This is a genomic window from Burkholderia sp. L27(2015) (assembly GCF_009765705.1).
In the GTDB taxonomy this organism is placed as follows: Bacteria; Pseudomonadota; Gammaproteobacteria; order Burkholderiales; family Burkholderiaceae; genus LMUX01.
Genome location: NZ_LMUX01000004.1, coordinates 137,219 through 159,821, shown reverse-complemented (window position 1 = coordinate 159,821; position 22,603 = coordinate 137,219). Strand labels below are relative to the sequence as shown.

Below are 22,603 nucleotides of genomic sequence, written 5' to 3'. Positions count from 1 at the left end.
ATGTCGACAAGACATGGAATCTGGCGAAGTCGGTGACGGCTAAGCCTTACCCGACAAGGCGTAAGCGGAACTAATTACCAGAGGATGCTGAGGACATTTTCAGCGCCCTTTTTTTTCAGCCGGTCTTTCGATTTTTGCTTTCAACGCGGCGGGCTATCTTGAAGAGTGGCCGAGCGTTTTCAGTGTGAGGGCCCGAGCTAGCGCGACAGCGAATTCGTTACCCAGCCATCACCATCGACCATATTGAAATGGCGCGCCCCAGCGGGTGTCTGACAAATTATCCCTTATGGGCCGAGAAGCCGGTGACGCGACAGTTCGCTATCGAGCTAATCGAATGCTCACTGTCGACGGCGGATTCAACCGGTCGTTCGCCGCCCGACCGGCAAGCCCGACCACGAACCTACACTTCGCCGCTTACCAGCGTCGCTTCGATCCACGCCAGCACTGCTGACACGCGAGCGAGGTGTCGCACATCCGGATGGGTCAACGTCCAGATTTCCCGCTCCAGTAGCGCTGGACTACCAAAGTCGAGGCGTGCAAGCCCCGCCGTGCGATCGGCAACGATTCATGGCAACAACGAGCCGGGCAAATACGCGGTTACCTACTGCGTCACCGGGTCTCGCGAGGCGAATTGCGATGTCGGCATCGCGCCGGCTCAGATTCAGGTCGCGCGTATCGGCGACCAGTTCGATTCGCAAGTCGGGGTATCGCGCGAGCAACGTCGACAGTGCGGGAACCAGCACGTGATTGACGAGCACCGGCACGGAAGTCACTCGCACCGAGCCGCTCACGGCGCCATCGACGCCTTCAACGACCGCGCTCAAGCCACCAATATGCGCCTCAACCATTTCCGCGCGCTCGATCACGACTTCGCCGGCTTCAGTCGGACGCATTTGGCCATTCGTCGAGCGTTCGAACAATTTCGCATGCAACGCGGACTCGATGGCACGCACCCGCCGCGCGACGGTTGTCGGATCGGTTCTCAAGCGTTGCCCGGTTGCGGCGTAGGCGCCCTCGCGGGCAACAGCGAGGACGTATTGAAGATCGTTCCAGTCGAGGGCGGGCATTTTTGCAGTTTTAACCGGCAATTTTTCTCATTGAGACTGCAATGATGCCGCACTAAGCTAAACGCATCCACCTCACAGGAGATGCAACGATGCTATTCGCGGTCCTATTCGAAGACAACGACGATTGCGCAGCCGATCTGCGCAGCCGATACATGCAGGCGCATCTGGATTTTCTGGGCAGACATGCATCGATGATTAAGGCTGCCGGGCCGCTTCGCCACAACGAAGGCTTGGCGGCGGGTGGGCTCTGGCTGGTAGAGGCGGATACACAGGACGCCGTAGATCGATTGGTGCGGACCGATCCGTTCTGGCCCACAGGCTTGCGTCGATCCGTTCGCGTGTTGATCTGGAAGCAAGTCTTCGCGGACGGCGCACGTCTTTGAGGTTGCGTGTCATCCGACTCCGGGCTGTCCAAATCCATTTCTAAAACACCGATCACGTATGTGAGGTTCATCTGGCGCGCTTCGGCGAGTGACGCATGTGTAGCGCTATATCTAAATTAGATGCGATCAACTTACAGCGACTTCGTCATAAAAATCCGGCTTGTACCGAGCGGAGAGCACGCGATTTCGCCAAACACCACCCAGCCGTTACGTTTATAGAATTCCGGTGCTTGAAAGCTGATCGTATATAGCACTGCCGACCGACAACCCCGCCTTCGCCCCTCATCCTCGAACGTTTTTAATATTTGTGTCCCAAGGCCTGAGCCGCGTAGCGACTCGGGAAGATAGAAAAGATCGAGAAACAGTAATCCCAGAGAAGAGCGACCTGTCGCCCCGCCGAGAACGCCATCCGTCTCGGGGTCTTTCAAAATCACGGCAAGTGGCTGCCTTCAATCACAAAGTGTTGGTGTCGTCAATTTCAACGATCGTCGCAAATCTAAGCCCCTGTCTAACGCCCTATAGTGGCCGAACTCGGTCCCATGATGAACTCCCGTAGTCGACCCGCAACACACTCTTGGCACGCTCGATGTCGAAAGTTGCGGAAATGCCTGCCCGACGCGGCGAACATCCTTTACATGTCATGTGGCTAGCGCGGCACTGTCCGGCGCCGGTCTTCGGCGTGCGAGCAGCAACAGCAAAGCCAACGCAGTTCCAGAACATAAAATTGCAACTTCCAACAAAGCATCGTTACCAAGCCGCGTCAACAACGCAATGAACAGCGGCGGCGCAACTGCTGATATCAAGTTAATGGGGAGAGCTATACGAGATGCCGCTGACGCATATTCGGCCTTGTCGTAAAATGACAGCGGTATGGTTGCCCGAGCGACGGCAAGTGCTCCACTACCCAATCCATAGAGAATGACGAAAACCACGACCGCCGAGTGCGAACCCTGACCCAATATGAGCAGCCCCATCGCCACGGGAAGAGCAATGCCCGCAAAAATGCCGGTCGAAATACCATCCCACTTGCCGCCCCCCAGGAAATCCACCGCTCTTGCGCCGACCTGAATCACGCCGAGTGCTGAACCGAAGACTACAGCCTGCATTGCAGGTAATCCGACAGCTTTGAGTAATTCAATGAATATCGCACTGAACCCAAATGTGACAAATGCATTCAACGTAATCGCTGCCGCCATCAGGTAGAACGTGCTTTTGCGCCTCGGCACATTGGGCGCAGCATTAGAAATAGCGTGTAGATTTTGAGTTGCTGAGATCGTCTTCGCCGGAAGTCCAAACACATAGAGCGGCAGGGATACGAGCATCATCATTGCGGCATAGATCACGCATATTGCCTGCCATCCGACAGCCTTCGCAAGAACCGATGCTATCGGCCAAAAAACACTGCTCGCGAGCCCGGTGAGCAACATCAGCCCGCCGATCGCGCGTTTCGCATTCGGTCCGGCGAGTTCGTTGAGCATAATATAAGCTGCGGTCGTGAGCGTGGCACTACCTGCCGTGCCCAGCGTCACCCAGCCGGCAAAATACAAAAAAGGCCCACCGCTCGACGCGAGCAACAAAAACCCCAGGGCCGCCAAAATCGTGCCGCCCATCATGACGCGTCTAGCACCAAATCGAGCGAACGCTGTGGCCAGAACGGGCGCCCAGAATCCCATGACAACATACAGCACGGAGCTGCCAGCAAAGACGGACGAAAGGTCCATCTTGAGGTCATGGGCCATCTGCCGCCCAACAATCGCTGGCAAGCCAACTTCAATTGCGGCCCGGTTGTAGACGGTGAACCTCTCCTCTTGGAAAACAAGCTGGAAATAATCGTGAATAAACGCCACCTGCGATAGTGGCCCAAGCGGTATTAGCCTGCTGTCCGAGCAGCAACTGCGCCGCCCGAAGATTTTTTGTGCGGCGATAGATCAGCGACGCTTTGGTGCGCCGCATGGTGTGCGTCCCGTAAGCCATATCGTCTAGTCCGATGGATCGAATCCAACGGTGCACGATTCTCGCATACTGACGTGTCGAGATGTCTGGCGACTCATGTAATCTGCTCGGGAACAGGCAGTCTGCCGACTTCAAACCTGTGTGGGCTATCCAAGCCGCAACGCTGTCGCGCGTCTGCTCAGTGAGTTCGAATTGAACCGGACGCTTGGTCTTCTGCTGCATGACTGTCGCTCTGGGCGCGACCCGGTCGCCGTGGCAAACGTCCCGAACAAGCAGCTTGGTCAGATCGCACGCGCGCAGTTTGCTGTCTATCGCTAGGTTGAACATGGCTAGATCGCGAATCTGCGCTGACAACTGCAACCGACCTCGAATAGCCCAGATCTCTTTGAACTTCAATGGCGCTTTCTGACCGACCAGCTTTCCTTTGTTCCACGGTTCCCGCCGCGCAGTGTGAATATTGGTGGCTTCCATGATCGTCTCCTTCTGCGTGAATGGAGATCTAGTTGCCCCTACCCACCGGCTTGCCGCGACCCGTTAGAGCCACTCAGACGGGACCTGCGATCGTCCGCTCCCGAGCCGAGATGAGACGGTCGCGGATGACGCCTAGACCGACCGCTCACCTTGACCATACCTGCCATTCGAAGCCACCGGTTGCGCTTGAGGTCGCTCAACACCTCGGTCGCAATGCGTAAAAATTTCAAGTCGGTATTTCGTGGAGACTTAATTCATCGCCACCGCCTGACGGAGTGCGCAGCCGGAGATCTACAACACCGCGAAACGGTGAACTCCGTGCGCATCAACCCGACCAAGGTTGCCAATAGCACAGAAGTCGCGCTCTGCTTTGATGCATCGTCTTGCGCAAATGCTCCCACCACGAGCGTGGCGGGTTCGCCCGACGCGCGAAGTCACTTCGTTCAAGCAACGACGCGACCCATACCAATTGCCTGCCTGGCCTGCCGCCATTGCCCTGATAGCACCCGCCTCTATGCCTTACGGGAATGATTGTTATGCGGTGCGCGTGTCTTCTGCGGTCGTTTGTATTGGCGGACTATTCATCCAACGCAATGCAACTGCAACACACCACCAAACCGTTCCTCAAAGGAGATTGTCATGTCACTTCAAGCCAAGCTCGACGCATTCAAAGCCGATTTCAAGGGCGGAAAAGCCCCGTACTTTGCACCACCGGAAATGCATCCGATCATGGAACGCGCGACGGCCGAGCTCATCGCGTCAGGTCAAGCCAAGCGCGCTCTCAAAGCGGGCGACGCGGCACCGGAATTTACGCTCACCGACCCGGATGGCAAACCCGTGTCATCGGTCGAACTGCTCAAGCGCGGGCCGCTCGTCATCAGTTTCTATCGTGGCGTGTGGTGCCCATATTGCAACCTTGAACTAACAGCTCTTGAAGAAGCACTGCCGTCATTCAAGGCCGAAGGCGCCAATCTGGTCGCAATCTCACCGCAGAATGCCGTGAATAGCCGCAAGTCGGTTCGTAACAACAAGCTGAATTTTCCGATCCTGAGCGACACGCACAACGATGTAGCAGCCGCATTCGGCATTCGCTTCGCTCTTCCCGACTATCTTGTCGAGTTGTACAAGGGCCTGAAGAACGATCTGCCGGCGTTCAACGGGGACGATAGCTGGACGCTGCCCATGCCGGCGCGCTATGTGGTTGGACAAGACGGGACGATCCTGTACTCTGAAGTGAATCCCGACTACACGCACCGTCCCGAGCCGCAGGACATGTTGCCCGTTCTGCGCCGCAAGGTTACGTCGGCTTCGTAAGTTGGGCCTGCGACGCTGCGGACTCTGAAGTGTCCGCGGCGTCGGCATGGGTGACAGACTTTTAAACAGGGAGACATCGTGAAATCACGCACTTTTCTAGTAACGGGTGCCAGCAAAGGTATCGGGCTAGCTCTCGCGCAGCGGCTGCACTCAGACGGGCACCGCGTAGTGGGGCTGGCACGTCAGGGGAACGAGCGTGGCTTCCCTGGAACGCTCGTGTCCGTCGACCTTTCCGACCGCGCGAAAACGCAGGCCACGCTCGACAAACTTGCGCTGCAATACCAGTTCGATGGCGTGGTCAATAACGTTGGGCTGGTGAAACCGCAGAGGCTGGGCGCCATCGATCTGGACGCACTCGACTCCGTCATGTCACTCAATCTCCACCCTGCTGTGCAGGCTGCACAAGCGATGCTGCCCAACATGCGCGCGCAGGGCTGGGGGCGTATCGTCAATATCTCTAGCCTCACCGTGCTTGGCATCGTGGAACGTACCGCTTATGCTGCCGCAAAGTCCGCCTTGGTAAGTTTTTCACGTTCCTGGGCGCTTGAGCTGGCGACCACCGGCATCACGGTCAATTCCGTTGCGCCCGGCCCCACGGAAACCGAACTTTTTAGAGCCAACAACGCGCCAGGAAGCGAAGGCGAGCAGCGCTACCTCGCTGCAGTCCCAATGAAGCGATTCGGCAAGCCAGCCGAGATCGCTGCGGCCATCGCTTTCCTGCTGTCGGAAGATGCCGCTTTCATCACGGGGCAAACTCTGTTTGTCGATGGCGGTGCATCGATTGGTAAGGCATCAATTTGAGTGGATGTTGTCCGGGAGGTGTTAGCGATTCGTGATATCGAATGCGCCGAACATCTCCTCGACCCATGCAACGAAAGCACGCGCTTTCGCGCTGACCATGCGTCCGCTCGGAAAAACTGCCCACAGATCGACGCCAGGTAATTCCCAGTCGGTGAGCACCTGTTTCACCGCGCCACTCGCGATTTCCGGCGCGAACATCCATTCGGACGCGATTGCGACGCCCATATCGGCGAGCACTGCTGCGCGCACGCCTTCCGCCGCATTCACGCGGACGCGCCCGCCGACGGCAATCGATGTTTCCGTACTGCCTTGCTTGAACGACCAAGCGCTTCCGCCGCCGCCCTGCTCATACACGATCGCCTGATGCGAAAGCAGATCGGCAGGTATGCGCGGCTCGCCGGCTTTCGCGAACCAGGTCGGCGTGCCGACGACGCAACGCCGGCTGTGGCCAATCTTGCGCGCCGTCATGTTCGAGTCGCCGAGCACCCCCATCCGTAACGCGACATCGATGCCGCCTTCCAGTAGATCGATGTTCTCATCGTCGAGCACGATATCGATGTTGAGTTCCGGATGTCGATCGAGAAACGCCGAGAGTCGCGGAACGAGATGCAGCCGCGCAAAGGTCACCGCCGCTGAAATCCTGAGACGACCCGAGAGGGCACCAGCCGATCCCTTCGCCGCCACCTCCGCTTCGTCCGCTTCTTCGATCGCCCTCTTCGCGCGTTCGTAAAATGCCTGGCCTGCCTCGGTCGGCGTCAGTCCGCGGGTGGAGCGCAGCAGCAGTCGGACCGCGAGCCGTTCTTCGAGTTGCGCGACGGACTTGGAAACGGCGGGTTGCCCCACATCCAGCAGTCGCGCTGCAGCCGAAAAAGAACCGGACTCCACCACGCACACAAATGTTTCCATCGCTATCAGTCGGTCCATCGTCCTCCCTCCGGGGAAAGCACGCGCTGCGCGTGCGACATCGGTCGGCGCAGTGGGTTAGCTAGCGCCATTGCGAATGGCATCTCTGTCGATTATCGATCTTTCCGGGTCGCACAAACGCGTCATGCTGCACTCAATCGAGCCACCATTTTGGCCCCTACACCCTTTCCCATCGCGTCGCGATGGCGCCGTTGACGCGCATGCGTTCGGAGCCCGGCGACCTGCCGGGCGGTGACGCACACGGTTACACCGACTATCCGTTCCATGCTGAAACGCGCGCTGCATAAGTCTTAACCCCACCATCCAGTTTCGAAGTTAGGCCGGTTGTCCGGGTGAGGCGGACATTGCGCCACGTCCACGGCTCCCCCGGCGGCAACGATCAGACCGGGAGTTTCGGGGCAGCGGGAAAGTCGACCGCTACGTGCGTCGTCCCGTGCAGATAGTTGGTCACCGTCTTGTCGCCGATGGCGACGATCGTGTCTACCAGGTTGGCCTTGGTCCAGCCCGCGGCAAAGAACGCATCGACAAGTGCCTGGTCCGCGTGTCCGCGATTGACCTCGATGTTCTTGACGAGCCGAGCCAGTGCGTCGAGCTTCGCATCGAAGCTCGCCCGACCACCGCGGATCTCGAGAATCTGCTGGTCGGTGAAACCGTTCATCTTGCCGATGACGGTGTGGGCCGCCAGGCAGTATTCGCAAGTATTCACCTGGCTAACGACGAGGTTGACGACTTCGCGTGCCTTGCCGGTGATCGTGCTCTTTGCATTCTGCAAGGCGAGGTAACTACCCAGCGCAGTCTCGGAATGGGCGAGCGTAGCGTAGAGATTGGGCACGGTGCCGAGGCTGCTCTTGAGCCTGTCGAAGAGGGCCTGATTGGCCGGGGACACTTCTTCGCGGGTTGGGACGTTGATGGTGGTCATGCGAGTTCTCCTAGATTAAAAACGACGTGATAAGCGGGTTAATAAGCGATAAGCCGATGCCTTACTGCGCGGTGTAGCCACCGTCGACTGCAATGCTCTGTCCGGTGAGGTAGCGCGCCTTGTCGCTGGCGAGGAACACGATGGTTTGGGCGATCTCTTCCGGGGTGGCGGCACGTCGTGCCGGGATCGTGGCCAGGAAACCTGCTTTGCCCTCTTCGGTACCGGCGAAGCGGTCGAGCATCTCGGTGGCCACGGGGCCGGGCGCCACGGCGTTGACGCGCACGCCGGCGGCAGCGCCTTCGAGAGCCGCGCTTTTCGTGATGCCTTCGACAGCATGCTTGCTGGCCACATAGACCGAAGCGCCTGCGAAGCCGATCTGACCCGCGACCGAGGAAAGGTTGATGATCGAGCCCGAGCCCTGGGCCAGCATCGCGCGCATCTCATGCTTCACGGACAGCAACGTACCCAGCACGTTCACCGAGAAGGTCTCTTCGTAATTGGCCGCCGATTGCTCGACGATCGGTGCCAGTTGGCCTTCGGTGCCGGCATTGTTGACCGCCACGTCAATACGGCCAAAGCGCTCGATCGTCTGCTCGACAACGCTGCGGACTTCGGCTTCGAAACGCACATCAGCGCGCACGAATTCGGCTTCGGTGCCGAGGGCGCGCAGTTCGGCGGCGAGCGCGTGCCCGGCTTCTTCGCGACGGCCGCTGACGACGACGCGGTTGCCTTCCCGGGCGAAAGCGATGGCGGTGGCGCGGCCGATACCGGTCAACGCGCCTGTGATGAGAACGACGGGTTGAGTCATGTCAGTGTTCCTTCAATTGGGGTTATGGGGAATCGCGTTTGCGATGACTGCACTTTGACTGATGCCGCATGATTGATATAGACGGCATATGGTCATATGATTAAGTCCCACCAGGAATATATAAGGCGCAAATGGATAAGCTACAGGCCATGAGGACGTTTGTGCGCGTCGTGGAGGCGGGAAGTTTTTCGGCGGTGGCGCACGAGTCCGACACGACACAAAGCGCGGTGAGCAAGCAGGTGGCGGCGCTGGAGCGCGAACTTGGGGCGAAATTACTGACACGTACCACGCGTTCGCTCGCGCTGACAGAGGAAGGCGAGCGCTACTTCGAGCAGGTGCGGCGCCTGGTGGCGGAGATCGCGGACGCAGAAGGCGTCTTGCACCGCGGCGAGCGACAATTGACGGGGTGGCTTCGGATCGCGGCGTCGGTTGGCTTTGGGCGCCTCAAACTCATGCCATGGGTTCAGTCATTTTTGAGCGAACATCGCGGCATAAAAATCGACCTGCGCTTGCACGACAACTTCATCGACCTGGTGGAACAGGGCATCGACGTAGCGGTACGTATTGGCGATTTGCCAGACAGTAGTTTGATCGGCAGGCGCGTGGGGACGACCTACCGGCTGATCGTGGCGCATCGCGATTACCTGCGCTCACTGCCCAAAGGAACGAAAGCGCCCACCATTCCCGAAGACCTTGCCCAGCACAACTGCGTGGTCTACACGGAGTTGCCTATGCGCCATGCCTGGAGTTTTACGGCGGGTTCGGGAGCGTCTGAACCGGTCGGAACGACGCGTGTCGTGCGCGTCGACGGTAACCTGCAAACCAACAGCAGCGAGGTGATGCGGGCTTCGATTCTCGCTGGAATGGGAATCGGTTATTCACCGCTGTGGCTTTTTGATAGAGAACTCACGAGCGGCGAAATTCAGCAGCTTTTGCCGGATTGGAAAGCGCCCCCTGTTCCGATCCATCTTGTGAGCCCTCGTGAGCGTTGGCATTCGGCCAAAGTCAATGCCTTCGTCGAGCATGTCAGCAAGGAGATAGCGCGTGGGTGAGATCGTCGTGGTGGGAATGTCATTGTCGGCGAGCGTCGCCAGTGAGTTCACTAGCGGACGGTTGCGAGATTTGGCTGACTGACTGAAATTGGCCGGCTGGTGCCGGCCGTGACCGGCGATAGCCGGCCCACTGCTGCCACTCGACCGCGTTGGTTGGCTGCCAGAAACCGGACGTTCGCGAAGGTCTACTGCTAGCCTATATACTTCGCACCGGCACCATCTGCACCCACAACAACCTAACCCGATAAATGTTCGAGCAACCGCACGAGAATTTGGATAAACCTGACCTGCAGATTGGAGGGATGAAACTTTGGGTACACGGTCGTCAATTTCCGTTGGCGCACGATTACTGGGATGGAAACTGGTTGCAAGTGACCGCCCGATACGACTCCGCAAGCTCAACCGTTTCGACGGTCGGCCCCATTGTGCACCTAGGTGAGTTGGTGAGCCTCCTCGGCGAATGCGAGCGTCTCTACGAATCCCTATCCGGCGTGGCGAAGCTTGATTGCATGGAGCCGAACCTCGGCATTACCTTGACGGCCAAGACAAGCGGACACATCGATGTGCGGATTCACATTACGCCCAACCACATACCAGAGTCTGGTGCGTCAAATGTTGCACAGCGCACAGACTCGTATCATCGTCGAGGCGATAGTCGATCTGGCGCATAAGCTCGACTATCGCGTTGTAGTAGAAGGGGTTGAAACCCGAGAGATCTATGACGCCGTGACGGATTGGCACTGCGATGAAGCTCAAGGGTATGAGATCGCGAAGCCGCTGACGGCGCAGGCGTTTGAGGCTTGGTATCTGGCATTGCAGCAGTAGCCGCTACTGTTAGCCGGTCGATAGGTTAGTAAACGAACAGACTGCCGCCAATATTTTCTCTCTAATCAGCCCCTAGAAACCTTTTCTCGCGCGCCGCTTCATCGCGGATGGCTATTGGAGGGCTAGTGCTTTTCTGAGCGACCATGTTGAGGCGCCGGATTCACAGTTGTTATCGTGAATGAGCGCCTCAGAGCCACCGGACGTCGGGTCGGGTCTCGCTGTTACACGTTCGGGGCCGCAGAAAACGAAAGTTCACGAATGTTGTCGGGCAGACGCGTGGTCCGCTGTCGCCAATGAGCAGCCATTGTTCCGCAGCGCGCGCACATGAAAGGGCGACACATGGTTGATCTGTCGTTGGCGACGTCAACCATGCGGTGCCTTAGACTATCGCATGGTTGCACTCGTCGCAGCGGATCTTAAGCTTTGGCTTACCCCACACAGCGGCATTTCAGCCAGGGCATGTGTATTTTTCTCGTAGGCTTCGATTCACGTCGGCGCGCTCCAATACAGGCATACCCGGCACCGCCTTGATCGGGATCGCGTACGCCAATGCCATTATGTCAGCCGCCGGCATCTGCGGGGTCGCTGCGATCGTGACCACGGACGTGATCTCGTCAAGCGTCGAGTCGATGACCTGGTCGTCGGCCGGCACTGAGCTCGTGGTCACGCTCGCCGATGTATTGTGGAGAAATCGGTGCGGCGCCATCTTGACCGGGAAGCGATCAAACCAGCTAATTGAAAACCCCGTACTCAGAAGTTCGCGCGTCGCCAATTCGAACCGCCCTCCTTTGATCATGTAATCGCCTATTTTTTGGCCGGTCTTTTTACCGCCAGGCATGCCGGTGTCGGACGGCATGAGTCCGACGAATCGATTGTGTGGCAGAGCAGATTCGTCACGGATGCCGATCGCTGTCACATGTATTGAACCGGGCGCAGTTCCGGATCTGCAGTGGCGATGATTTCATCCATGTCGGCATGCGGCGGGTAGATCCAGGATGTGTTGATTTTCGCTTTCAGCGCGGCAGCATCGGTGCCGGACAGCTTGATATGCCGGTCCCATCCTTCAGAGTAAACAGCCCCCCAAGGTCCGAGTGCCAGGCAAGTTACATACTTGTGTTGGTTGTACGGGATGCAGGGCAGCCCCAGTACATCAGCCATCGCGTTGTAGCCGGCTGAGCGTCCGAGATTCATGGCGTGTTGGCACGACATGAGGGCGTGGTGGCCTAGATCGTCGGCGGCAACGAAGGCGACATCGCCCGTCGCATATACATTCGAAGCACTGACCCGCAAGTCGGTTGTTACGTGGAGGCGACCGAGATGATCGTGTTTACCGGAAACTTGCGCGGCCAAGGCATTGGCGCGAGCGCCGGCAGTCCAGATCACGGTCTCTGCTTCGATCCGTTCTCCGCTGGAGGTGGTAATGCCGTTGGGGTCGATCGATGTCACCGCTTGACCCAGGCGCAGCGACACCCCCTGTTCTCGCAAGGCGTGCTCGATGATAGGACGCGGCCCCTCACCCAACTCTGGGCCAACCGTTTGTGCCTGCTCAACGATGACTACGTCGACCTGCGCATCATTGCCCAGGATGGCGCGCAAGCGCGATGGCATTTCTGCCGCCGTTTCGATACCTGTGAAACCACCGCCACCGATAATTACCGTATTGCGTGATTTGCTTGCAGGGCGCTGTGGGAGCGCGTGCAGATGCCGCTGCAATTTTTCAGCATCGGGCAGCTGATCCACGTCGAAAGCGTATTCCCTCAGGCCCGGTATATCCGGGTGGAACAGCGTGCTGCCACTAGCCAATACCAGTCGATCATAGGCGATCGAATGCTTGTCGCCATGAGCGTTGACGTAGACCACAGAGTTGTCGCTCTCATGAATCTGCTCGACCTTGCCTGCAATGAAACGCACACCTGCCACGTCGAACAGCGCTGTCAACGATGGGTCCATTCCCGACAAATCCGCTTCGTATAAACGAGGGCGGATATGCAAGTTGGGCCGCGGCGAGATGACCGAAATCTCGACGTCTTTAGTGCTCTTGCCTTCGAGATGGCGCAAGCGCGCCGCAGCGAGGGCACTCCACATTCCCGCGAATCCGGTGCCAATGATCAGAATCTGAGCAGCCATTTGTTTAATCCTTTCGATCAACTCAAGTTAAAATTCACAACTACGACTATATCAGTCGCAGTTGTGAGGCGCAAGAACTTTCAGGCAATTCATGATGGTGAGACGCTCGCGTTATAATCAGCGACAAATATCATCGGAGTTTTTATGGCTCACATCAGTTCGGGTGTTGAATATGGCATTCACTGCCTTCTATTCCTCATCGACGAGTCCGGTTGCGAGCGGGGAGCGAGTGTTCGTGACCTTGCTGAGTTGCAGGGTGTTCCTGTCGATTTTCTGGCTAAGATATTCACGAAACTGGCCAAGGCACGGCTTGTGGTGGCTACGGAGGGAGTGAAGGGCGGTTTTTCTCTGGCCAGGTCGGCGAGCGAGATCAGTGTGCTCGACGTGGTGACCGCGATCGACGGGAAAAAGGCGTTATTTGAATGTCGCGAAATACGTGTGCGATGTGCGGTATTCGGCGACGTCGCTCCGGCTTGGGCGACGTCGGGAACCTGTGCTGTCCACTCGGTCATGTTGAGCGCCCAGCAACTGATGGAAGAAGCGCTGGCAAAAGAAACGCTATTCGACCTGGCGGATCGTGTCAAACGCAAGAGCCCGGCCAGTTATGGCACCAAAATCATTAGCTGGTTGGATGATAGAGCTGCGCTGAGGAACCCCAAACTCGGGTAAAAACCCCGCTGGGCAGCAATCGCACTGCCGAGCGTTATAGCTCCGTGGCCGCCGCGTGAGAATTTTAGTGGGCAGGACTGAGCCAGCCACAGATTACGTTTTCTGGTCATGTCGCAGATTCGCGGACACATCCTTCAGCACGTCTGCGAAAGTTGTCGCGACGCGAGTCCGCCCGGTTCCCTTCGGCCATAGTAAACCGAGTTTTCGGGACAATTCCGGATGCGTTATGGGTATCAATTTGATGCATTCGAAGCCCGCCCCGGCACGTTCCGGAATGATGGTTGCAAGCTGCCCTTCTGCGGCGACTGCCAGAAGCGACTCCGTGGCATCCATTTCTACGACCACTCGCGATTGCACACTGGCGGCCCTGAACGTCTCTTCAATCAGGATGCGCGTCGAGAATTTTGGTGTGAGCAGCGCAAGGGAAATTGAATCGAGCGTTTTCCATTGAACCCGGTGCTTTTGCGCGAACGGGTGGCCCCGACCAACGGCCAAGACGAGCCGCTCCGAGAAAAGATACTCGGATTCGACGTCGTTCCGTGAAGCCGGATGGAATGCGATACCGAGATCGATTGTTCCCAGTGCCAGTTTTTCCTCGAGCTCTGTCGCGAGAAGATCCTGGACCACGATCCGCACCTTCGGGTACCGCTGGTTGAAGGACGAGACAGCTCGAGGCAGAAATGAAAGTGGAAATACCGGGACAGCGCCCAAAGTAAAGGTACCTGCATCGAGCTCGTTGAGTTCCTGCATGGCACGCTTGGCTCGCATCGTTTCATTGCACACGCGTGCCGCATAGTCGTAAAAAACCCGGCCTGCCTGTGTGAGGCGAATGCTTCGTCCTACTCTGTCGAACAACGCGATACCCAGTTCCTCTTCGAGTTGACGAAGGGCGTGCGACAGGGTGGATTGCGCAACGCACATCGTTTCGGCTGCGCGTGAAAGGTTGTTGAACTCGACAATAGCTAGGAAATAGCGAAGGTGGCGCAGTTCCATGTGTCTCCCGCTGGGTTATTGATAAGCGTAACGATATCCATCGAATTAATTCATTTTCCCGATCATCGACACCTACGTATCATCATCCGTTGACACACCTCGATATCCCGATTGACCAACGAGCGGGCGCGTCACAATTGGTTGACACACGAGAGGCACGGTCAACTCAACTGACGGTGTCATGTCCGTCGGTCTCACCTTTGGAGTACCTTATGAGCGACACCATTGTGCGGCACCATACCCCCGCGCACCTCGAAGCGTCGTGGGCACGAGAATTTTCGGAAGCAATCGAGATCCCCACTAACGCGAAAACCATCACGTTGAGTGGGGTAGGCGCACTGCCGTCGAATCTCGACGCCGACCCGCACGCGGTGAACTATTTCGGCGATTTACAAACGCAAACGAAAAGCGTGCTGGATCAGATTCAGCGAATCCTCGAAAGTAAAGGGTATGGGTTAGGCGATGTGATTGCCGTGCACGCTCTTTTCGTTGCAGAGCCCGCGAAAAACGGTGCGCCAGACTACGGCAGTTTTTCGAGCGTCTATGCCGACTATTTCGGCTCGGCAGCGCAACCCCACCTGCCGACCCGGACTCGTGCACAGGTAGTGGGGCTTGTCGAACCTGGATGGCTGGTCGAAGTGACCGTGACGGCGGCGAAGATCATGAAGGTCTGATCGCACCATCATCGATTCGACCTTTTTGTTCATCGATCCCGCGACAATGTCGACAATCCAGGTGCGGCAGTCGAACGGCGGCTCCTGGCCGAACTAGGTCCGACGGTGAGCTACCGTAGCCGCCCCGCTTCCGACGTTCGGTCCGACGTTGCCGCAGTGGCCGTTTTCACGTGTACGAAGGTCGGCTAAACGCCTTGTTCGAGCACCTGCGGTCAGATCGTCGACTCGTGTAAACTGTGCCGATGTCCCAAGAGATCGATTACCTCAACCCCGCCCTTCCTCCTGGCCTCCGACGCGTGTCGATGCCTGTGGTCGACGCGACCCCTACAACGCTTGATGGATTTGGCAGGCTTGTGACAGACCCGAGCGAGTGCGCGATCGAGATTGTGCAATGGCCGGCGGTGGGGACAAGGCCCATCGATCCTGGAACCGGTGATGAGGCAGGCACAACCGAAGGGACATTTGTGAGCGAATGGCGCGGGGATATTCTCTACGGTCGAAACGAGGCCGTGGGCGGTAACTACATTCTTGCGTACGCAAGGGAGCCTGAAGAAGCCCGCGACGACAGCACCAATGCCCCGGAACGCATGTTGCTTTGGCACGCGAACTACCACCCAGACGGCGGACAACTGTTCTTTCCTCTGGACCATCTTCCGTTCTACATTCCACTGGCATTGCCCGGGGACGACATTGCACCAGAGAAGTTCGTGTGCTTTCGCTTCAATGGACAGCAGGGTCTCTACATCCACCCAAACGTCTGGCATGAAGGTGTGTTCACTCTTAGAGGGACGCAGCGGTTCTTTGACAAGCAGGGCGCAGTCCATGCGCGCGTCTCTGTCGACTTTGCCCGCGAGTTTGGCTGTCTTCTCGAGGCGCCGATCGCCAGCGATGCCTAATCGTTTGGTGGAGGCGGCGATCCCTGCGGGTGCAATTGCTCAACGCGTATAAATTGCCGGACGCGGCCTTTACTCAGATGCCGCGAAAAACCCCAGGTATTCGAAGTCCGCAGTACTGTTCGCATGGACGAGAGAACCGAGCGCGCCAGCCGACACAAGTGTATCGACCATCGTTCGGCGGTTGGATCAGCGGCAGGATGCCAGCATCGACCAGCTTGCCAGCACGCAGCAGCGGCGGCAATCCAGGCGTCCACGCGTCAGGCGGACAGGCCTTGTGCATTGGCGTCAGTTCGACGAATGGACTGATTTCCGCCGGATAGATTCGGCACACCAGAGGCCTTTGCTCATAAATACCGCAGCGCATGTCGGGCTGGAGATTCGGGCATGGGCCCGCATACGCTCCTGTCAGAATGACCACGACCCTCGTGGGCAACGACCCACTCATCGCGGCAAACGAACGACGACGTCTATGCGCCACTGGAGGTTGTCTTCAGGCGGCTCCTCGGGCCACGGCGACGCGTCGCAGAGAATCTGCACATCGTTGCCACGCTCCAGCCAGACAACTGCCTCCGTCACGGTCAAAGGCAAACGCAGATAGCGCGATGAAGAAGAGCAAAACCCCTGACTAGGGTTACCGTTTCCCGGCCGCGGTCATCAGCTGCGCGGTACGCTGGTACCTTCGCCTGGGTTGCACAAGTACGCGGTTAGGGCGTGCCAGCGGCGATTGGAGAATGGGTCTGCAATGCTGGGCCCGATGTTGAACCGGTCCGTTGGAGCAGCCGGTGACTGTTGATCGCGATTCCAATGGATGCCGTCGGTTCCGGCGCTCGCTGGGTAGCTCGACTGTCCGATGCACTGTGTCCATTCTCGTTTGTGGACAGAGTCGGTCGCTCGTGCCCATCACAGCCGATCATTGCATCTTTCTACGCGAGGCGGGGAGCGGTACAAATGAGACGCTGACGTTTGTTACGCGCTAGTGCCGGTCACAGGCCGCCGCCTGTACGAAATAGTAACGCCAGCGTCTCGCGGCACTCCCGAGTTGGTCCGCGCGCTAGTAGTCTCGCGCGGCTTCCCCGTTTCCTCCTGGATGGTGGAAATTCCGTGCTTGTAGACAGCCTGCATGCCTGATGTCGAACTCAGTATCACCATGTACTGGTCAAATGACTCGACATGTCCTATGAGCTTGATGCCATTCACAAGATATACCGCGACCTTTTGCCGCTCTTTGCGCACCCTGTTCAGCATCTCATTTTGGTAATTCTGCGCTTCTGAACTCATCTGGATCCATTCGTAGGTGTCGGGGCAACTCGCTCTCGACCGTTGAGCGTACAGCGCTGCGAGGTCGCCGAACTTTTCCGCTCGCATTGAGACAGCTACGTTAACACATTGCGTGTCTTTTAGATGAGCCCAGCAGAACAGAGACGGCGCCAACCTTCGTTTGCGAGCCCGTGCGGGCGGCGACGCGAAGAGCCTGCGCATGCTGGCCAGGTTTGCAATCAACCGCCTTAGATCGCGCTAGGCACCGAAAAAACTAGTGCGGCTTATGCGCGCCATTTTATGGACTGATCTGTCAAAAACGGAGATAAAAGTGAACGAGAGTCGCAAACTTACGGGAAAGGTTGCCATTGTCTTTGGCGGTTCGCGAGGCATTGGTGCGGCGGCAGCAAGACGCCTGGCAAACGAGGGGGCCGATGTAGCGGTGACCCACGTGTCGGCGCCGGAGCGAGCAGCCGAAACGGTTGGGGCAATAGAGGCCGCCGGACGGACCGGCCTTGCCATCAAGGAAGGAGTCAGGCTACATGACGGGCTCCAGCCTCACCATCGACGGTGGCGTGGCGCTATGACTGTCCGGTGACGGTCCGGGCGGAATTCGTCAAGAACCAGTATTCACGACAGCGTTTCTACGGCCTGCTACGCCGAAGGACAGCTTTGGCTCAACGAGCGGACGCTTGAAAATGGATTGCCGTCGTCCGCTCATGGCCGCACTGAGTCAGATAGCGACCGGCCTAGTCTCGCGTCTTATCAGAACCGATTTTGTCCAACGACAATATCGCATTCTCTGGCAAGCGAAGGTCCACGCTCTCGATGTTCTGCTTCAGATGCTCGACCGACGAGGTTCCGGGTATCAGGAGGATGTTCGGTGAGCGCTGCAACAACCATGCAAGGGCGACCTGCATAGGTGTCGCGTTGCACTGGTCTGCGGCGTGGCTGAGTGCATCAGCCTGCAACGGAGAGAAGCCGCCGAGCGGGAAAAACGGCACATACGCAATGCCGTCTTTTGCAAGACTGTCGATCAGCGCGTCATCGTTGCGATGTGCAAGGTTGTACATGTTCTGCACGCACGCAATGCGCGTAATTGCGCGTCCCTGTGCCACCTGCTTTGCTGTCACATTGCTCAGCCCGATGTGACGAATCAAGCCTTTTTCCTGAAGCTGCACGAGCGCCGTCAGAGGCTCTTCGATGTCACCCTCGGACGGCGCTCCGACGTTGAACATCACACGAAAGTTTACGACGTCCAGCACATCGAGACCGAGATTGCGAAGATTGTCATGCACCGCTCGTTCCAGTTCGGCCGCCGATGATGCAACGTTCCACGAGCCATCGCTGCCTCGGCTGGCGCCTACCTTTGTGACGATAGTGAACGCATCGGGATAAGGATGAAGTTCCTCGCGGATGAGCTGATTAGTGACGTGCGGGCCATAAAAATCGCTCGTATCGATATGCGTGATCCCGCTTTCCACCACGGCACGAAGCACCGCGATGGCTGCCGCGCGATCTTTCGGTGGCCCGAAAACGTGAGGCCCCGCTAGCTGCATCGCGCCATAGCCCATGCGCGTAACAGACCGGTCGCCGAGTTGAAAAGTACCTGCTTGAAAAACTTTAGTCATTGGATGGTTCCTTCCTTCGGGTTGTTGCTTCCGTTGCTGCGAGATATTCGTATAGAATACGAATAATTATTCAGATTGTGAATTCGCATATGCGCACAGACAACGGACAAGGGCTGGACGCCCGCAAACAGCCGCAGCAGGCGCGTTCGCAGGCTACTGTGGACGCGATCTTCGATGCAACTATTCAGGTTTTGCTGGTTGAGGGCCTGCAGCGACTTACCACCATTCGGGTGGCAGAGAGGGCCGGCGTCTCAGTAGGAACGCTTTACCAATACTTTCCTCAAAAACAGGCGCTTCTGTTCGCCGTGCTGCAGCGGCATTTGGAAAGAGTGGTGAGAGCAATCGAGGATGCCGCGGCGTCAGCGCGTGACGCCTGCTTGAGGGAGATGGTAAAGGCCGTTGTCGCAGCATTCGTAAAAGCCAAGACGGCAAATCTGGACGAATCGCGTGCCCTTTACGCGGTTGCCGCTGAACTCGACTCACGCGACTACGTTCGAGAAGTGGAGGCGCGCAACCGTGCGGCGCTGGAGGCTATGCTGAAGACCGCTTCCGATGCACATTTTGACGATATTTCCACGACCACATTTATGTTCACGGGAGCGTTGGTCGGCCCGATACGTTTGTTGCTTGAGGGAAAGTTGCCGCAATCAGTGATCCGCAAATTTCCTAGTCAACTTGAGTCGATCTGTATAGGGTATTTGGAACGCGAGGCGCGTTCGAAGTTATCGGCGGACTAGTCTCAACTATGGTTGGCGTGGGAACAGGCGCACGCCTCATGAACGCGGCGGGACGCGAAACCACGTGACCGCCACGACCAGCAGGAACGCCGCGTAGGCCATCGCGAACACCCAGCCCGGCAAGTTGTAGTACAGCCAGTGGCTTACCCAGCGCTGCACGAACCCCTGCGGGCCGACGCGTCCGCTACGAAGCCAGTCCTCCAGTACCGTCAACGGGCACGGTATGTCAAGAACAGCGAGAATCGCGACGACGCCTATCGCTGTGAGATGCGCAATCCGGAACATGCGGTTGCGTACCCAGTCGCGTTTTAACCATGCACCTGTCCAGATAGCGATTAACCCGCCGACGATAAACAGCACGATCAGCGCGTGCAACACAAGAACGGTATTGGCCAGCCAGTTCATGACGCGCTCGTCCGGTTCGATAACCGTCGCAAAGCCGATCAACCTTTCGAGCAGCGCTCGGCTTGATCCGTCATTCGTTGCCCGGCACCCCGTAGCTGGGCGCGGCGGTCGGATTCAACGCCCGGGTCAGGTAGTCCTGCATCTGCGGCCGATACGCGTGCCACAAACCGTCGAGTTGGCCGAGGGGATCGTCATCCGCCCAATCGACCCGCAAATCGACCATCGGCCAGCTCAGGTCGCCCACGATCTTGAGCGCCGCCGAATGCACGGGTCCCGCCTCGCCGCCGGCGGCCATCGCCGCATGCATGGCTGCGAGCAGCCGATCAGCAAGCGCGCCGGTTGCCTGCTCGAACGCCGAAACCATCGCCTCGATCACTTCGACGCCGGCGAGCATGTTGCCCGCGGCTACGCATTGCTTGCCGGCTAGGGCGTGATGCGTGCCCAACGCTTCTTTACCGCTGAAGAACGCCGTATGGCCCTGGCTATCGACCACCGTGACCTGCCGATATTCGGACCACTCGCTCGCGCCGAGCGCATGGTCCAATGCGGCGGTGGGATCGAATTGCCCGCTCTCCAGAAGATCGAGAACCTGCGGACCGAGTGCCGGCAGCGTGACGTTCTGGGTCGCCACCGCGCCGACGCCTGAGCGCACCCACGGGCATCGAGCGCCCACCGCGATGCTCGAAGAACTGATCGCGATACCGAGCTGCCCCGATTCTGCACAACGTCCAACGATAGAGAATGTCATGTCCTGTTCCTTAGGCTTTCGGCCGCGCCCATCCATCGGGAATGACGGCGATAACGTCGATCTCCATCAGCCATTGCGGCTGACCCAACGCGACCACCACCAGTCCGGTGGAAATGGGAAATACGCCTTTCAACCACTTTCCGACTTCCTGGTAGACCGGCTCGCGGTAACGGGTGTCGGTCAGGTAAGTGGTTGTCTTGACGATGTGGGACAAATCGCTGCCCGCCTCCTCAAGCAACTGCTTGAGGTTCTTCATCGCCTGCTCGGCCTGGGCGCGCGGATCGCCGAGGCCGACCAAACGGCCTTCGAAATCCGTACCCACCTGGCCGCGGACATAGACCGTGTTGCCGGCGCGCACGGCCTGACAAAGATCGTTGTCGAGCGTCTGGTTCGGATAGGTATCCTTCGTGTTGAACATGCGGATACGGGTATGCGTAGGTTGGCTCATCAATGCACCTTAATGTAAGGAAGATACCGCTGAGAAGAAATAGATCGCGGATTAAAAAGGCGTAGGTATCAATTCAAGCCCATCTCGCTGACATTATGGACGGATGAACCGGCGGCGGATACGCCATCGGCACTTCCAGCGCTATCCTCGCCGCGGCTCGGTGCATGGCGCTGCGATTCGTCGTAATACGCCAGATATTTGCGTTGCGTGGCGATGTGATCGGCGACGTGCTTCGCGTCGTGCCACACGCCCCAGATAAATGCCGACCCACGACGCGACAGCCAGGGCAGACCGAGAAAATAGACACCCGGCTCCTTTGATACGCCGCGCTGATGCGTCGGCTTACCCTTTTCATCGAAGGCGTTGACCTGCAACCAACTGAAATCGACTGCATAGCCGGTCGCCCAGATAATCGACGTCACGCCGGCTTTCGCCAGGTCGAGATCGTGCAAGGGATGAGTGACACACTCCGGATCGGCGGGAATGACGCGCGCTTCGGGCTCTCCCGGAAGATCGAGACCGTTGCGCTCGGCGTACGCGTCGGCCGCGTCCAGCAGCGACAGATAGTTCTCGTCGCCGCGCGCGATGTTCGCCGCGAGATCGGCTTCGAAACTCGCCACGCCATTGTCGAAAGCCTTCGTGAGCCCAACGAGAGTGATGCCCTGATGTGCGAGACGCCGGAAATCCACGGTATAACCGCCACGCGCGCCGCTCACCGCAATGGTGACGTGCTCGCGGCCGGGCTTCATGACCTCCGCGTCCCATTCGCCGAGCACGCCCAGCCACCAGCAGAAATCGCGACCGCGATAGGCGCGCGGCGGACGATCATGCGCGCCAACCGACAGATAGACGCGCTTGCCCGCACGTTGCAACTCGTCCGCGATTTGCACGCCGGACGATCCTGCACCCACCACCAGCACGCCCCCTTCGGGCAATTGCCCGGGATTGCGATAGTCGGCGGAATGCATCTGCGTGAGACTGGAATCTTGCGGCGCGATCGGCGGAATGACGGGGCGCTGGAAAGGTCCCGTCGCGACGACCACGCGATTGGCCTCGATCGTGCCCTCCGACGTTTCGATGGTAAACCCCTGCCGCCCCGCATTGCGCACGACCTGCTTCACTTCTACGCCGGTGCGGATCGGCGCTTCGAACTTCTTCGCATAAGCGACGAAATAGTCCGCGACCTGCTCCTTTGGAGCGAATGCATCCGGGTCGACGTCCGCGAACTCGAGATTGGGGAAACGATCGTGCCATGCTGGACCGTTGGCAACCAGCGAATCCCAGCGTCCCGTGCGCCAGCGCTCGGCGATACGAGCGCGCTCCAGTACGAGATGCGGCACGCCGAGTCTGCTCAAATGTTCGCTGATGGCGACGCCCGCTTGGCCCGCGCCGACCACCAGCGTATCGATAGCCGTTCTTTCCACTGTCATGACTCTGTCCTTCTGAAGAGGCGGATGATTTTGATTCGTCCTCGGAAAAATGTACGCGCCCGTTCAGGATC

At 58.3% G+C, this 22,603-nt stretch carries 26 protein-coding genes and 1 pseudogene; 10 read left to right on the top strand and 17 right to left on the bottom strand.

What is annotated here, in order from left to right; translation table 11 throughout:
* Positions 1–518: 518 nt before the first annotated feature.
* Positions 519–1,088 (bottom strand): LysR family transcriptional regulator, encoded by a 570-nt coding sequence (locus GSQ77_RS01185; protein ID WP_158898194.1) that lies wholly within the window; start codon positions 1,086–1,088, stop codon positions 519–521.
* Between the two features lie 68 nt (positions 1,089–1,156).
* On the opposite strand from GSQ77_RS01185, the gene GSQ77_RS01180 reads away from it, so the two are divergent.
* Complete coding sequence (locus GSQ77_RS01180; RefSeq protein ID WP_158898192.1) at positions 1,157–1,450, top strand: YciI family protein; 294 nt, start codon at positions 1,157–1,159, stop codon at positions 1,448–1,450.
* A gap of 131 nt (positions 1,451–1,581) precedes the next feature.
* Here GSQ77_RS01180 and GSQ77_RS01175 read toward each other — a convergent pair.
* The 3 genes and pseudogenes from GSQ77_RS01175 to GSQ77_RS01165 form a co-directional block, all read right to left on the bottom strand.
* Positions 1,582–1,893, bottom strand: a pseudogene (locus tag GSQ77_RS01175) (GNAT family N-acetyltransferase); the annotation flags it as partial.
* A gap of 195 nt (positions 1,894–2,088) precedes the next feature.
* Positions 2,089–3,297 carry an MFS transporter gene (locus tag GSQ77_RS01170; RefSeq protein ID WP_216854832.1) on the bottom strand — a complete coding sequence of 403 codons (1,209 nt, stop codon included), beginning with the start codon at positions 3,295–3,297 and terminating at the stop codon, positions 2,089–2,091.
* Positions 3,221–3,874, bottom strand: coding sequence for a tyrosine-type recombinase/integrase (locus GSQ77_RS01165; RefSeq protein WP_158898188.1), 654 nt, complete (start codon positions 3,872–3,874; stop codon positions 3,221–3,223). Before GSQ77_RS01165 ends, GSQ77_RS01170 begins: the two co-directional genes overlap by 77 nt.
* A 639-nt stretch (positions 3,875–4,513) precedes the next feature.
* Between GSQ77_RS01165 and GSQ77_RS01160 the strand changes: the two genes are divergently transcribed.
* Entirely contained in the window at positions 4,514–5,188 is a 675-nt protein-coding gene (locus GSQ77_RS01160) for a peroxiredoxin-like family protein (protein WP_158898186.1), read from the top strand.
* Between the two features lie 78 nt (positions 5,189–5,266).
* Positions 5,267–5,989 carry an SDR family oxidoreductase gene (locus GSQ77_RS01155; protein WP_158898184.1) on the top strand — a complete coding sequence of 241 codons (723 nt, stop codon included), beginning with the start codon at positions 5,267–5,269 and terminating at the stop codon, positions 5,987–5,989.
* A 21-nt stretch (positions 5,990–6,010) separates the two neighbouring features.
* On the opposite strand, the gene GSQ77_RS01150 is transcribed toward GSQ77_RS01155, so the two are convergent.
* The 3 genes from GSQ77_RS01150 to GSQ77_RS01140 all read right to left on the bottom strand — a co-directional run bounded on the left by GSQ77_RS01150 (position 6,011) and on the right by GSQ77_RS01140 (position 8,640).
* The gene (locus GSQ77_RS01150; protein ID WP_158898182.1) at positions 6,011–6,913 is read right to left on the bottom strand and encodes a LysR family transcriptional regulator; all 903 of its coding nucleotides are present in this window, start codon (positions 6,911–6,913) and stop codon (positions 6,011–6,013) included.
* A gap of 379 nt (positions 6,914–7,292) precedes the next feature.
* Positions 7,293–7,832 (bottom strand): carboxymuconolactone decarboxylase family protein, encoded by a 540-nt coding sequence (locus GSQ77_RS01145; protein ID WP_158898180.1) that lies wholly within the window; start codon positions 7,830–7,832, stop codon positions 7,293–7,295.
* Between the two features lie 61 nt (positions 7,833–7,893).
* Positions 7,894–8,640 (bottom strand): SDR family NAD(P)-dependent oxidoreductase, encoded by a 747-nt coding sequence (locus GSQ77_RS01140; RefSeq protein WP_158898178.1) that lies wholly within the window; start codon positions 8,638–8,640, stop codon positions 7,894–7,896.
* Positions 8,641–8,771: 131 nt separating this feature from the next.
* Between GSQ77_RS01140 and GSQ77_RS01135 the strand changes: the two genes are divergently transcribed.
* Both GSQ77_RS01135 and GSQ77_RS01130 read left to right on the top strand, forming a co-directional pair.
* Positions 8,772–9,692 (top strand): LysR family transcriptional regulator, encoded by a 921-nt coding sequence (locus GSQ77_RS01135; RefSeq protein ID WP_158898176.1) that lies wholly within the window; start codon positions 8,772–8,774, stop codon positions 9,690–9,692.
* A gap of 561 nt (positions 9,693–10,253) precedes the next feature.
* Positions 10,254–10,517, top strand: coding sequence for an EAL domain-containing protein (locus tag GSQ77_RS01130; RefSeq protein ID WP_301951133.1), 264 nt, complete (start codon positions 10,254–10,256; stop codon positions 10,515–10,517).
* A gap of 448 nt (positions 10,518–10,965) precedes the next feature.
* Here GSQ77_RS01130 and GSQ77_RS01125 read toward each other — a convergent pair whose 3' ends face one another.
* Positions 10,966–11,313 carry a hypothetical protein gene (locus GSQ77_RS01125; RefSeq protein WP_158898172.1) on the bottom strand — a complete coding sequence of 116 codons (348 nt, stop codon included), beginning with the start codon at positions 11,311–11,313 and terminating at the stop codon, positions 10,966–10,968.
* 116 nt (positions 11,314–11,429) lie between these two features.
* Positions 11,430–12,644, bottom strand: a complete 1,215-nt coding sequence (locus GSQ77_RS01120; protein ID WP_158898170.1) for an NAD(P)/FAD-dependent oxidoreductase — start codon at positions 12,642–12,644, stop codon at positions 11,430–11,432.
* 144 nt (positions 12,645–12,788) lie between these two features.
* On the opposite strand from GSQ77_RS01120, the gene GSQ77_RS01115 reads away from it, so the two are divergent.
* The gene (locus GSQ77_RS01115) at positions 12,789–13,313 is read left to right on the top strand and encodes an Rrf2 family transcriptional regulator (protein ID WP_158898168.1); all 525 of its coding nucleotides are present in this window, start codon (positions 12,789–12,791) and stop codon (positions 13,311–13,313) included.
* Between the two features lie 93 nt (positions 13,314–13,406).
* On the opposite strand, the gene GSQ77_RS01110 is transcribed toward GSQ77_RS01115, so the two are convergent.
* Entirely contained in the window at positions 13,407–14,306 is a 900-nt protein-coding gene (locus GSQ77_RS01110) for a LysR substrate-binding domain-containing protein (protein ID WP_158898166.1), read from the bottom strand.
* 212 nt (positions 14,307–14,518) lie between these two features.
* Between GSQ77_RS01110 and GSQ77_RS01105 the strand changes: the two genes are divergently transcribed.
* A complete protein-coding gene (locus GSQ77_RS01105) occupies positions 14,519–14,980 on the top strand; it encodes a Rid family hydrolase (RefSeq protein WP_158898164.1) in 462 nt (153 codons plus the stop codon).
* A 242-nt stretch (positions 14,981–15,222) separates the two neighbouring features.
* Positions 15,223–15,876, top strand: coding sequence for an ureidoglycolate lyase (locus tag GSQ77_RS01100; protein WP_158898162.1), 654 nt, complete (start codon positions 15,223–15,225; stop codon positions 15,874–15,876).
* Between the two features lie 73 nt (positions 15,877–15,949).
* On the opposite strand, the gene GSQ77_RS29880 is transcribed toward GSQ77_RS01100, so the two are convergent.
* The gene (locus GSQ77_RS29880; protein WP_367889644.1) at positions 15,950–16,240 is read right to left on the bottom strand and encodes a YkgJ family cysteine cluster protein; all 291 of its coding nucleotides are present in this window, start codon (positions 16,238–16,240) and stop codon (positions 15,950–15,952) included.
* Between the two features lie 602 nt (positions 16,241–16,842).
* Positions 16,843–17,154 (bottom strand): RNA chaperone Hfq, encoded by a 312-nt coding sequence (hfq, locus tag GSQ77_RS29875; protein WP_158898160.1) that lies wholly within the window; start codon positions 17,152–17,154, stop codon positions 16,843–16,845.
* Positions 17,155–17,419: 265 nt separating this feature from the next.
* Between hfq and GSQ77_RS01085 the strand changes: the two genes are divergently transcribed.
* Entirely contained in the window at positions 17,420–17,731 is a 312-nt protein-coding gene (locus GSQ77_RS01085; RefSeq protein WP_158898158.1) for an SDR family NAD(P)-dependent oxidoreductase, read from the top strand.
* 151 nt (positions 17,732–17,882) lie between these two features.
* Here GSQ77_RS01085 and GSQ77_RS01080 read toward each other — a convergent pair whose 3' ends face one another.
* Positions 17,883–18,764 carry an aldo/keto reductase family oxidoreductase gene (locus GSQ77_RS01080; protein ID WP_158898156.1) on the bottom strand — a complete coding sequence of 294 codons (882 nt, stop codon included), beginning with the start codon at positions 18,762–18,764 and terminating at the stop codon, positions 17,883–17,885.
* 89 nt (positions 18,765–18,853) lie between these two features.
* Here GSQ77_RS01080 and GSQ77_RS01075 point away from each other — a divergent pair, with 89 nt between their 5' ends.
* Positions 18,854–19,501, top strand: a complete 648-nt coding sequence (locus GSQ77_RS01075; protein ID WP_158898154.1) for a TetR/AcrR family transcriptional regulator — start codon at positions 18,854–18,856, stop codon at positions 19,499–19,501.
* A gap of 36 nt (positions 19,502–19,537) precedes the next feature.
* Here GSQ77_RS01075 and GSQ77_RS01070 read toward each other — a convergent pair whose 3' ends face one another.
* The 4 genes from GSQ77_RS01070 to GSQ77_RS01055 all read right to left on the bottom strand — a co-directional run bounded on the left by GSQ77_RS01070 (position 19,538) and on the right by GSQ77_RS01055 (position 22,532).
* Positions 19,538–19,906: a DUF2784 domain-containing protein gene (locus GSQ77_RS01070; protein ID WP_158898152.1), complete on the bottom strand. Its 369-nt coding sequence runs from the start codon at positions 19,904–19,906 to the stop codon at positions 19,538–19,540.
* 70 nt (positions 19,907–19,976) lie between these two features.
* The gene (locus GSQ77_RS01065; protein ID WP_158898150.1) at positions 19,977–20,654 is read right to left on the bottom strand and encodes a DUF1028 domain-containing protein; all 678 of its coding nucleotides are present in this window, start codon (positions 20,652–20,654) and stop codon (positions 19,977–19,979) included.
* Positions 20,655–20,664: 10 nt separating this feature from the next.
* On the bottom strand, positions 20,665–21,102 hold the full coding sequence (locus tag GSQ77_RS01060) for a RidA family protein (RefSeq protein ID WP_158898148.1): 438 nt from the start codon (positions 21,100–21,102) through the stop codon (positions 20,665–20,667).
* A 68-nt stretch (positions 21,103–21,170) separates the two neighbouring features.
* Complete coding sequence (locus tag GSQ77_RS01055; protein ID WP_158898146.1) at positions 21,171–22,532, bottom strand: NAD(P)/FAD-dependent oxidoreductase; 1,362 nt, start codon at positions 22,530–22,532, stop codon at positions 21,171–21,173.
* Between the last annotated feature and the right edge of the window lie 71 nt (positions 22,533–22,603).

Bases quoted from the DNA above. Each gene is read 5' to 3' on its own strand.
- GSQ77_RS01150 (WP_158898182.1), bottom strand. From the start codon at position 6,913: ATGGACCGACTGATAGCGATGGAAACATTTGTGTGCGTGGTGGAGTCC.
- GSQ77_RS01055 (WP_158898146.1), bottom strand. From the start codon at position 22,532: ATGACAGTGGAAAGAACGGCTATCGATACGCTGGTGGTCGGCGCGGGC.
- GSQ77_RS01100 (WP_158898162.1), top strand. From the start codon at position 15,223: ATGTCCCAAGAGATCGATTACCTCAACCCCGCCCTTCCTCCTGGCCTC.
- GSQ77_RS01180 (WP_158898192.1), top strand. From the start codon at position 1,157: ATGCTATTCGCGGTCCTATTCGAAGACAACGACGATTGCGCAGCCGAT.
- GSQ77_RS01060 (WP_158898148.1), bottom strand. From the start codon at position 21,102: ATGAGCCAACCTACGCATACCCGTATCCGCATGTTCAACACGAAGGAT.
- GSQ77_RS01070 (WP_158898152.1), bottom strand. From the start codon at position 19,906: ATGAACTGGCTGGCCAATACCGTTCTTGTGTTGCACGCGCTGATCGTG.
- GSQ77_RS01115 (WP_158898168.1), top strand. From the start codon at position 12,789: ATGGCTCACATCAGTTCGGGTGTTGAATATGGCATTCACTGCCTTCTA.
- GSQ77_RS01075 (WP_158898154.1), top strand. From the start codon at position 18,854: ATGCGCACAGACAACGGACAAGGGCTGGACGCCCGCAAACAGCCGCAG.
- GSQ77_RS01140 (WP_158898178.1), bottom strand. From the start codon at position 8,640: ATGACTCAACCCGTCGTTCTCATCACAGGCGCGTTGACCGGTATCGGC.
- GSQ77_RS01130 (WP_301951133.1), top strand. From the start codon at position 10,254: ATGTGCGGATTCACATTACGCCCAACCACATACCAGAGTCTGGTGCGT.
- GSQ77_RS01125 (WP_158898172.1), bottom strand. From the start codon at position 11,313: ATGATCAAAGGAGGGCGGTTCGAATTGGCGACGCGCGAACTTCTGAGT.
- GSQ77_RS01105 (WP_158898164.1), top strand. From the start codon at position 14,519: ATGAGCGACACCATTGTGCGGCACCATACCCCCGCGCACCTCGAAGCG.
- GSQ77_RS01085 (WP_158898158.1), top strand. From the start codon at position 17,420: ATGCGCGCCATTTTATGGACTGATCTGTCAAAAACGGAGATAAAAGTG.
- GSQ77_RS01165 (WP_158898188.1), bottom strand. From the start codon at position 3,874: ATGGAAGCCACCAATATTCACACTGCGCGGCGGGAACCGTGGAACAAA.
- GSQ77_RS01135 (WP_158898176.1), top strand. From the start codon at position 8,772: ATGGATAAGCTACAGGCCATGAGGACGTTTGTGCGCGTCGTGGAGGCG.
- GSQ77_RS01065 (WP_158898150.1), bottom strand. From the start codon at position 20,654: ATGACATTCTCTATCGTTGGACGTTGTGCAGAATCGGGGCAGCTCGGT.
- GSQ77_RS29880 (WP_367889644.1), bottom strand. From the start codon at position 16,240: ATGCGCTGCGGTATTTATGAGCAAAGGCCTCTGGTGTGCCGAATCTAT.
- GSQ77_RS01110 (WP_158898166.1), bottom strand. From the start codon at position 14,306: ATGGAACTGCGCCACCTTCGCTATTTCCTAGCTATTGTCGAGTTCAAC.
- GSQ77_RS01160 (WP_158898186.1), top strand. From the start codon at position 4,514: ATGTCACTTCAAGCCAAGCTCGACGCATTCAAAGCCGATTTCAAGGGC.
- GSQ77_RS01080 (WP_158898156.1), bottom strand. From the start codon at position 18,764: ATGACTAAAGTTTTTCAAGCAGGTACTTTTCAACTCGGCGACCGGTCT.
- GSQ77_RS01145 (WP_158898180.1), bottom strand. From the start codon at position 7,832: ATGACCACCATCAACGTCCCAACCCGCGAAGAAGTGTCCCCGGCCAAT.
- hfq (WP_158898160.1), bottom strand. From the start codon at position 17,154: ATGAGTTCAGAAGCGCAGAATTACCAAAATGAGATGCTGAACAGGGTG.
- GSQ77_RS01120 (WP_158898170.1), bottom strand. From the start codon at position 12,644: ATGGCTGCTCAGATTCTGATCATTGGCACCGGATTCGCGGGAATGTGG.